The sequence below is a fragment of the Vulcanococcus limneticus LL genome (genome assembly GCF_002252705.1).
Lineage (GTDB): Bacteria > Cyanobacteriota > Cyanobacteriia > PCC-6307 > Cyanobiaceae > Vulcanococcus > Vulcanococcus limneticus.
This window is the reverse complement of sequence record NZ_NQLA01000136.1, coordinates 1-1,256: the sequence shown is the minus strand read 5'-3', so window position 1 is coordinate 1,256 and position 1,256 is coordinate 1. Positions and strand designations below refer to the sequence as shown.

The following is a 1,256-nucleotide window of genomic DNA, read 5'->3' as shown; positions in this document are numbered from 1 at the left end:
GCCTAAAAGTCTGTCCACGGTGTCATCCGCGCCCCTGTCAGCATCGGTTTAGGTCGGTGGGTCTCACCGCTGGCGATGCCCGACATCTCTTCCGCCGCAGCCAATCAGTCGGCACCGGCTGACCTGATCAGCTTCCTCAAGGCCATTCCGGATGGTCGTTACCGCCGCGGGGTCCGTTACCCGCAGTGGTTCCTGCTGCTGGTGGCGGTGCTCGGGATCCTGAGCGGCTGCAGAAGCTCCCGCGATCTGGAAGCGTTCGCCAAGCGCCACCGGGATGCGCTGAACCAGGCCCTGGGCCTGAACTTCAAGCGCTGGCCTTCCGATGCCACCTTTCTGTACCTGTTCAATAAGGCCCACCTGCAGGAATTCGGCGAGGTGCTGCAGGCCTGGATGATCAGCCAGATCCCAGGTGGGGCCGAGGGTTTGGATCAGCTGGTGTGCGACGGGAAGGCGCTCCGGGGTTCGGCAGTGGAGACGGAGGACGGCAACCACCGCTTTGTCGCTCAGGTGACGGTCTATGCCCGAGCCCTTGGCGTCGCGCTGGCTCAGAAGACCTATGACACCCACGAATCCAGCGAACGCACTGCCCTGAAAGAGCTGCTGAGCACCCTGGAGCTCAACGGCGTGCTGATCCAGGCGGATGCGCTGCATACGACGCAGGCGTTTTTCGATGGTGCCTGGAGCAGGGGGCCGACGTCCTCCTCACCGTGAAGGCCAACCAGAAGATCCTCCACCGGCAGATCGGCTCTCAGTTCGAGGGAAAGCGCCACATCCCTTTCGCTGCAACGGATCACGAGAAGAGGCACGGGCGTGACACGGTCTGGCAGCTGCGTGCGAAAGAGGCACCGGAGCACATCAGGGCCAACTGGCCCGGTAGCGCCTGGATCGTGGAAGTGACCACCAGAACGGAGACCCGCAAGGGCACCAGCAACGTCAGACACCTGTTCATCACGAGCATCCGAACCAGCCCAGAAGCCTTGCTGCGCCTGATCCGGCAGCGCTGGAGCATTGAGAACGAGTGGCATTGGGCCCGCGACGCTCAGCTCGGTGAGGACGCTCACCGCTACAGCAACCGGACTGGCGTGGCGGTGTTCTCCTTTCTGCGCACCATCGTGATGAACCTGCTGCGCTGCGGCGGGTACCGCTCCATCCGCCAGGGCTTTCGCGAGCTGGCCTACGACATCAAGGGGATGCTGGCCCTGGGAGGGGTGATGACGGCCGACACCAAGACCTGATCACACTTTTAGGCAGCCCTG

The 1,256-nt window shown here is 63.5% G+C and carries 2 protein-coding genes; both read left to right on the top strand.

The features are described 5' to 3' along the window. The first annotated feature begins 75 nt into the window (after window positions 1–75). Window positions 76–711, top strand: a complete 636-nt coding sequence (locus CJZ98_RS19435) for an ISAs1 family transposase (RefSeq protein ID WP_094592421.1) — start codon at window positions 76–78, stop codon at window positions 709–711. Further along, window positions 708–1,235 (top strand): ISAs1 family transposase, encoded by a 528-nt coding sequence (locus CJZ98_RS19430; RefSeq protein ID WP_269798983.1) that lies wholly within the window; start codon window positions 708–710, stop codon window positions 1,233–1,235. The genes CJZ98_RS19435 and CJZ98_RS19430 overlap by 4 nt, the downstream gene beginning before the upstream one ends. The last annotated feature ends 21 nt before the right edge of the window (window positions 1,236–1,256 follow it).